Source organism: Shinella sp. GW821-FHT10F02 (assembly GCF_058809275.1).
Map to the genome: position 1 here is coordinate 1 of NZ_JBXASL010000021.1, position 4,019 is coordinate 4,019.

The 4,019-nt window shown below is 66.2% G+C and carries 5 protein-coding genes; 3 read left to right on the top strand and 2 right to left on the bottom strand.

Going from position 1 to position 4,019, the window contains the following annotated elements; translation table 11 throughout:
• Window positions 1–127: 127 nt before the first annotated feature.
• Window positions 128–364 carry a putative antibiotic biosynthesis monooxygenase gene (locus AC1RWL_RS32100; RefSeq protein WP_439614724.1) on the bottom strand — a complete coding sequence of 79 codons (237 nt, stop codon included), beginning with the start codon at window positions 362–364 and terminating at the stop codon, window positions 128–130.
• 101 nt (window positions 365–465) lie between these two features.
• On the opposite strand from AC1RWL_RS32100, the gene AC1RWL_RS32105 reads away from it, so the two are divergent.
• Window positions 466–1,077, top strand: a complete 612-nt coding sequence (locus tag AC1RWL_RS32105; protein WP_439614725.1) for a TetR/AcrR family transcriptional regulator — start codon at window positions 466–468, stop codon at window positions 1,075–1,077.
• 14 nt (window positions 1,078–1,091) lie between these two features.
• Here the strand turns inward: AC1RWL_RS32105 and AC1RWL_RS32110 are convergent, their stop codons facing one another.
• Window positions 1,092–1,811, bottom strand: coding sequence for an HAD family hydrolase (locus AC1RWL_RS32110; protein WP_493158616.1), 720 nt, complete (start codon window positions 1,809–1,811; stop codon window positions 1,092–1,094).
• Window positions 1,812–2,009: 198 nt separating this feature from the next.
• On the opposite strand from AC1RWL_RS32110, the gene recF reads away from it, so the two are divergent.
• Together recF and AC1RWL_RS32120 are read left to right on the top strand one after the other, a co-directional pair.
• Window positions 2,010–3,134 (top strand): DNA replication/repair protein RecF, encoded by a 1,125-nt coding sequence (gene recF, locus AC1RWL_RS32115; protein WP_493097539.1) that lies wholly within the window; start codon window positions 2,010–2,012, stop codon window positions 3,132–3,134.
• On the top strand, window positions 3,131–3,892 hold the full coding sequence (locus AC1RWL_RS32120; RefSeq protein WP_493097537.1) for a molybdopterin-synthase adenylyltransferase MoeB: 762 nt from the start codon (window positions 3,131–3,133) through the stop codon (window positions 3,890–3,892). Before recF ends, AC1RWL_RS32120 begins: the two co-directional genes overlap by 4 nt.
• Window positions 3,893–4,019: the final 127 nt, after the last annotated feature.

The following is a 4,019-nucleotide window of genomic DNA, read 5'->3' on the forward strand; positions in this document are numbered from 1 at the left end:
ACCTGGGATGACAATGGTACGCTGCCCACCGCTGCATCTTACCAAATCATGCGGCTGCCACAGATAAGGATGACGCGCGAGGGGGCGAAACCTGTCAAAAGCCGGGGTGGAAACACCCCGGCTTTTTTCATGCGGCGCGCAGGATGAAGTTCGAAAACCGCTTCTGCACGAAGGGCGAGACGAAGAAGACGATGGCGAACACCATGATCGGCGCGATCACCGCGGTGCGCTGCCAGATCGTCCAGCCTTCGGTGAGCGGCAGCACGATGTAGAGGATCGTCGTAATCAGCGGGTAGACGGGCACCAGCATGGCGAGCGCGAAGTGCAGTTTCGAAAGTTTGCGGGTGGGAGCGGGCGTGGTCATTGGGAAGAGCCTTTATAGAACGGAACGTTTCGTTTATATAGAAACGAAACGTTCCGTTCAAGTACCTTCCGTGCTAGAAGAGCGAAAAAAGGAAAAGGCAGATGACCGAGGCAGAGTTGAAGCCCGCCCGCCGCTCGATCGGCGCCACGCGCAATCCCGCGAGCCAGGAGGCGATCCTGGCGGCGGCGGAGGCGGTGCTGCTGGAAAACGGGCTCGCCGGCTTCTCCATCGAGGCGGTGGCGCGGCGCGCGCGTGCCGGCAAGCCGACGATCTATCGCTGGTGGCCGTCGCAGGCCGCCCTGCTGCTCGACGTCTACCACAGCCACAAGCGGATCAATTTCATCTTCCCCGACCGGGGCAATATCCGCGATGACCTGCGCGCCTATCTCACCGGCATTCTAAAGACCTGGCGGGATGGCACGAGTGGCGAAGTCTTCCGCTGCGTGGTGGCACGAGCGCAGGAAGAGCCGGCAGCGCTTGCGGCCCTCTCGGCCTATATGGCGGACCGCCGCTGCCAGAGCGGCAAGATCGTCGAGAAGGCGCAGGAGCGCGGCGAGGTTCGCCCGGACGTCAACGCCGAGCTCGTCACGGAAATCCTGTCGAGTTTCGCCTGGGGCCGGCTCTTGACCGAGCGGCTGGATGTCTCCGAAGCCGAGGTCGAGGCCGTCGTCGATACGGTGATTGGCGGCATCCTGACAAAACCGGCGGCCTGAGCCGCCGCCAGTCGTCAGTCCGCGATGCGGACCAGCGTCAGCTTGCCGTCGACATCCAGTTTGGCCGCGACGCCCTCATAGCTGTTCAGCAAAGGGTGGCTCGTTTCGATCGGGTGGTGGTGCGTCGCGGTGATGACCACGACGCCCGCGCCGGCACTCTCACCGGCAAGAATGCCCGCGGGCACGTCCTCGAAAACCAGGCAATCGGCCGGATCGACGCCGAGGCGCTGTGCGCCCAGCTTGTAGCCATCCGGCGCCGGCTTGCCCTTCGTCACGTCGTCCGCCGTCACGATCACCTCGGGCAGCGGGATGCCCGCGGCCGCGAGACGGCGGCGGGCGAGCCCCACCGGTGCGGAGGTGACGATGCCCCAGCGCCTGGCCGGCAGCGAGGTCAGGAAGGCGATCGCGCCGGGGATCGGGATGACGCCGTCGACGTCCTCCATCTCCTCGCGCTCGACCTCCTTGGCTTCAGCCACGGGATCGACGCCCGGCAGGCCGAGGCGGGTGATCGTGTCGATGCCGCGCACGCCGTGCATGGTCGGCAGGAAGGTCGCGACGTCGAGGCCGTGTTTCAGCGCCCACCGGGTCCAGACCCGCTCCGTCGCCGGAATGGAGTTGATGATCGTGCCGTCCATGTCGAAGAGGAAGGCGGAAAACGGGCGATCGAAGACGGGACGGGCGGAAGAGGACAAGGCGAAAACCTGTGGGAGCTGGGAGGGGAGGATGCAACGCATGGGCGGGCTTTTCGATTACCCCCTTGCGCCCGTACAGGCAACCGCCCTCACGCCATCGTGTGCGCGGTCCTTTGCATCGGTCCGGCAAACCCCTATCTAGGGGCGGGCCGACAATCAGCGTCGATCTTTCTGTTGTTGCCGCATTTATGCGGGTCCAAGTGATTCCACTCGCGCAAAAAATGCTCTAGCTCTCACCCCATGCCGCAAAAGGTTTCCCTTTCCCGCCTCAAGCTCACGGACTTCCGCAACTATGCGGGCCTGTCGCTGGCGCTCGACGGTCGGCATGTCGTGCTGACGGGCCAGAATGGTGCCGGCAAGACCAACCTCATGGAGGCCGTCTCCTTCCTCTCCCCCGGCCGGGGCCTGCGCCGCGCCGCCTATGGCGATGTCGCGCGTGCGGGGGCCGAGGGTGGCTTCTCCGTTTTCGCGACGCTTGATGGGATGCTGGACGAGGTCGATATCGGCACCGGGACGGAAGGCGGCGACGAAGGCCAGGCGCGAAAACTCCGGCTAAACGGTACGCCCGCCCGCACCGTCGACGAATTGCTCGATCACCTGCGCGTGCTCTGGCTGACGCCTGCGATGGACGGCCTCTTCACCGGCCCGTCCGCCGACCGCCGCCGCTTCCTCGACCGGCTCGTGCTGTCGCTCGACCCCGAACACGGTCGCCGCGCGGCGGATTTCGAAAAGGCCATGCGCGGCCGCAACCGGCTGCTCTCCGAGCCGCGGCAGGATCCCGCCTGGCTGACGGCGCTGGAAAGGCAGATGGCCGAACTCGGCATCGCCATGGCGCATGCCCGCCACGAGCTTGTCGGTCTGATTTCCGGCCTCGTCGAGGCCGCGCGCGATGACGGCCCGTTTCCATCCGCCACCATGCGGCTTTCCGGCTTCCTCGATGGGGAATGGCAGCGCCCCGCCTACGAGATCGAGGAGATCTATCTCGGCATGCTGCAGGATGGCCGCTACCGCGACGCCGCCGCCGGCCGCACGCTGGACGGCCCGCACCGCGCCGATCTTTTGATCCGCCATCGCGAGAAAGACATGGAGGCGGAGCGCTGCTCGACGGGCGAGCAGAAGGCGCTGCTTGTCGGCCTGATCCTTGCCCATGCCGGCCTCGTCGCCAGCATGACCGGCCATGCACCGGTGCTGCTGCTCGACGAAATCGCGGCCCATCTCGACGAGGGCCGGCGCGCAGCCCTCTTCGACCGGGTCGATGCGCTCGGCGGCCAGGCCTTCATGACCGGCACCGACCGTGCGATGTTCGATGCGCTCGGCGACCGCGCCCAGTTTCTCACCGTCTCGAACGGAGGCATCGTGACATGACCGACCTGCTCAGCCCTGAAGAGATCGACCGCTACCGCCGCCATATCGTGCTGGCGGAAATCGGCGGCGCGGGCCAGCAGAAGCTGAAACAGGCCAATGTGCTGATCATCGGTGCCGGCGGTCTTGGCGCACCCGTCATCCAGTACCTCGCCGCCGCCGGCATCGGCCATATCGGCGTGCTCGACGACGACACGGTCTCGCTCTCCAATCTCCAGCGCCAGGTGATCCACGACACCGCCGGCCTCGGCACGCCGAAAGTGGCCAGCGCCGAAGCCGCCGTCGCCCGCCTCAACCCGCATGTGCGCTTCACCGGTATCGCGCAGCGGCTAACCGCAGAGAACGCCGCTTCGTTGCTCGCCGGTTACGATCTGCTCATCGACGGTTCCGACAATTTCGACACGCGTTACGCCTCGGCGGACGCTGCTGAAACGGCGCGCATCCCCCTCGTCACCGGCGCCGTCGGTCGCTTCGATGGCTCTCTGACTGTGCTGAAACCCTATGAAGCCGGCCCAGACGGCACGCTCAACCCCGGCTACCGCGACCTCTTCCCCTCAGCCCCGCCGCCGGGCGTCGTGCCCGCCTGCGCCGAGGCCGGCATCGTCGGCGCGCTGACGGGCGTCGTCGGCACGCTGATGGCGATGGAGGTGATCAAGCTCGTCACCGGCGCCGGCGAGCCCCTGGTCGGCCGCCTGATGCTGTATGACGGCCTCGCAGCGCGCTTCGAGACGCTGAAGTACAAGCGCCGAAGGGCATCATAGCCGGAGAACGCCGCTCCCCCCTCTGCCTTGCCCGGCATCTCCCCCTCAAGGGGGGGAGTGTTCATGTTGGACTCGCGAGGCGTTTTCTTGCGAGGAAGATGTCGAGTGTGATCTGGAGCATTTCGAG

Coding starts and splice junctions, on each gene's coding strand:
- recF (WP_493097539.1), top strand. CDS start 2,010: ATGCCGCAAAAGGTTTCCCTTTCCCGCCTCAAGCTCACGGACTTCCGC.
- AC1RWL_RS32100 (WP_439614724.1), bottom strand. CDS start 364: ATGACCACGCCCGCTCCCACCCGCAAACTTTCGAAACTGCACTTCGCG.
- AC1RWL_RS32110 (WP_493158616.1), bottom strand. CDS start 1,811: ATGCGTTGCATCCTCCCCTCCCAGCTCCCACAGGTTTTCGCCTTGTCC.
- AC1RWL_RS32105 (WP_439614725.1), top strand. CDS start 466: ATGACCGAGGCAGAGTTGAAGCCCGCCCGCCGCTCGATCGGCGCCACG.
- AC1RWL_RS32120 (WP_493097537.1), top strand. CDS start 3,131: ATGACCGACCTGCTCAGCCCTGAAGAGATCGACCGCTACCGCCGCCAT.